This window comes from Candidatus Protofrankia californiensis, from assembly GCF_900634765.1.
GTDB classification, from domain to species: Bacteria; Actinomycetota; Actinomycetes; order Frankiales; family Frankiaceae; genus Protofrankia; species Protofrankia californiensis.
Window position 1 is genome coordinate 1 of the sequence record NZ_CAAAFT010000498.1, and the last position, 3,114, is coordinate 3,114.

Genomic DNA, 3,114 nt, shown 5'->3' on the forward strand with positions numbered 1-3,114 from the left:
GTGATCACGTCCGCGGTCGATCTCGCCGAAGCGCTCGAGGAGCTCGCTCCCGCGGACGGCACCCTGGACCTCGGCCGGGTCCGGTTCGACAACGAACCGCCGATGACGCGGGCCATGACCACGGGAACCTCGACCGCCGGTTACAACGTGGACGCCTTCGGGTCGGATGCGGACTCCTACGACCCACCGGGGAACACGGCGTATCCGCCCGGCGACCCCGGTGGTGGCTATCGCAGCGGCTACCGGGGCAGCCGGGACCATCCGGACAGCGCTGACTTCCCGAAAGACCAAAGGCGACGTGATCATGATTCACCCGCACCGGGGGTGCCCGGCTTCCTCAGCGGGTACCCGGACGACAGGGACACCCGGCGTCCGCGCGGCCCGGCGCGGCGCCGCCGGCTGTTGATCCTGGCCGGGCTTGTCGTCATCATCGCCGTGGTCACGGTGACTTCGATCGCGCTGACCCGCGACACCGGCCGGAAGACTCCGGCCGCACCGGCACCGGCTCCGTCCGCGACCACCCAGGTGGGTGCCGCCCTCCCGACTCCGAGCGTGATGGCGTTCGACCCGCCGCCCGGGCAGGACGGCGAGAACGACGCGGACGCGCCGAAGGCCATCGACGGTGATCCGTCCACCGTCTGGACAACGGAGGGATACAACAACACCGACGGCAGGCAGTTCGGCGGGTACGCCAAGTCCGGCGTAGGTCTTCGGCTGGACTTCGGCAAACCCGTCACCATCCGCGAAATGAAGATCGCATTTGGTTTCGGTCCCACGGCGTTCGAGCTACGCGCCGGTGACACCGCCGCGAACGACGCGAACGCGTATACGGTTGTCCTTCCCGAAACCGTCGCCACCAGCACGACCGTGTCCGTCCCGGCGGCAGCCGCCCACCAGTATTGGGTTGTTTGGCTGACCAAGCTGCCGACGGTGGACGGACGGTTCAAGGGCTCCGTCGTCGACGTCTCCTTCCGCTCCTGACCGGCTGGAACACCAACCCCGGTCCGGCTGCCGTCCCGTGACTTCCTCCGAACCATCCGTCGCCGAGACCGGCATCCCGGACGCCGGCAGCTCCCCGTCCTCGGCGCCGGGGACGGCGACACCGGCGGAGAAGGACCGGGAGCTGCTTCGCCGGCACGTCGACGGCGACCCGGACGCCTTTACCGAGCTGGTGCGGGCTCACAGCAACCGGGCATGGGCGGTGGCGCTGGGCATGCTGCGTGACCGGGAGGACGCCGCTGACGCCGTCCAGGAGGCAATGCTGTCGGCCTACCGCGGTGCCGCGGCCTTCCGCGGCGAGGCGTCGGTGGCCACCTGGCTGCACCGCATCGTCGTCAACGCCTGTCTGGACCGGCTGCGCCGCCGCGCGGCCCGTCCTCAGGTTCCGCTGCCTGTCGGCGACGGCGGTAGCGGTAGCGGTAGCGGTGGTGCTGGTGAACTGGCCGAACCGCGCGACGCGATCGTCGAAGGCGAGACGCGGCTGGCCGTTGAATCCGCACTCGGCCGGCTCCCGGAGACGCTGCGACTCGCGGTGGTGCTCGTCGACATCCAGGGCTGGTCGGTTGCAGAAGCCTCCGCGCTGCTCGCGGTGCCGGTGGGCACGGTGAAAAGCCGGTGCGCGCGGGGACGCGCGAAGCTGGCTGTAATGCTCGACTACCTGCGTCCCGGGAACCCTGCGGCGCTCGATTCCGTCAGTCAGAGCAGGCACGTCAATACGTCCAAGGCGGTCGGAGGAGGTGTCGGCGATGACAGCTGATCGGCATCCGGATGTGGAGCACCTCGATGCCTACGCCGACGGGGGCCTTTCGGCGTCCGCTGTGGAACTCCACGTCCGGGGCTGCCCACAGTGCAGCGAAACTGTGACGGCGCTGCGCCGGGTGCGTCGTGACCTCGCGGCGCTGGCCTCGGTAACCATGCCGGAGGACGTCGCGACAAGGCTGCACGCCGCTCTGATCATCGAGCAGGATCGCCGCCGGCCGAACAGCCCCGACAGCCCCGACACGCTCGAGGCGGGCAGCCACGGGCCGGCGCCGCAACACTCGGTGAAGTGGCTCAGACCATTGCGGCCGCCCCGCTTGCGTCCGCGGTCGCATCCCCGGAGGCCGGGGCGGATGCGTGGCCGCGGTCACCCCGGCCTCCGGTCGTCCCGACCGGGGCAGGTCCCCTCGTGGCTCAGCGCGGCAGTGGCCTGCCTGACGGTCGTCGTCGCGGTGGTCGGCTTCATGGGGGTACTGGGCCGGCATACCGGGCGGACCTCGGCCGGCGAGGCCGTCAGCCAGGTCGTGGCACCGCTTTCGGCTGACATCACCGGATCATCCGAGGGGACACGACAAAGCGCGGGGGGCAGCTCGACCAGTGGCGCGGCGGTCTCCGCAGCGGCCGGCGACGGGGACGCCACAGCCTCCGCGCCAGCGATATTCGCGCATACGGGACACCTGCTTAATGTCGCCGGCATCCCTCAGCATACGCTCGACCTGTTGTCCGGCCGGATAAAAGGGACTTTCCAGGCGCCACTGCGCGACTACGGCGGTGCCGCGGCCGGTCCACCCGCCGCGGCAGCATCCCTCGTCACCGAGCTCACCCAACCGGACCTGCGCACCTGCTACCTCAGCCTGGCGACGCAGACCGGCGGTAACATCATCGCCCTGGATCTCGTCGCCTTCGACGGCCAGCCGGCCGTGCTGGTCGTCCTGTCCGTCCCCACCGATCCCGACGAGCTGCGGGTGATCGTTCTTGACGAGCGGTGCGGAGTGACCAACATCGCAGCCGCATTGTGGTACAGCACCACCACGTCCCGCAGGTAGTTATAGGTCCCGCAGGTAGTTATAGGTCGTTATAGCTCTCATCCCGCAGGTGGTCATCGATCCGCTCGTGACGAACACCGCTGGCCGCAGCGGTGCAGGAGCAGCCCGGGAGCGGCGCAGGAGCGGCCCGAGGGAATCGGGTGCGCAATGGGACAGTTGTGGCTGGCGCACGGCCTCACCGGCGGCAGCCGGCGATCTGAAGGGACAGGTGGAAATGTGACCGCGCACAGCAGCGGGAACGAATCGCGCATCCCGGACGTCCGGGATCCCGACGTCCGGGATGTCGTCATCATCGGGTCCGGTCCGGCCG

Annotated in this window: 2 protein-coding genes and 1 pseudogene; all 3 read left to right on the top strand. The window is 69.8% G+C overall.

From position 1 onward, the window contains the following. Positions 1-981, top strand: a pseudogene (locus DD1DGNOD_RS27570) (hypothetical protein); the annotation flags it as partial. A 37-nt stretch (positions 982-1,018) separates the two neighbouring features. Continuing rightward, on the top strand, positions 1,019-1,756 hold the full coding sequence (gene sigM / locus DD1DGNOD_RS26145) for an RNA polymerase sigma factor SigM (RefSeq protein ID WP_241256008.1): 738 nt from the start codon (positions 1,019-1,021) through the stop codon (positions 1,754-1,756). Beyond that, positions 1,746-2,804, top strand: coding sequence for an anti-sigma factor family protein (locus tag DD1DGNOD_RS26150; RefSeq protein ID WP_131768951.1), 1,059 nt, complete (start codon positions 1,746-1,748; stop codon positions 2,802-2,804). The genes sigM and DD1DGNOD_RS26150 overlap by 11 nt, the downstream gene beginning before the upstream one ends. Positions 2,805-3,114: the final 310 nt, after the last annotated feature.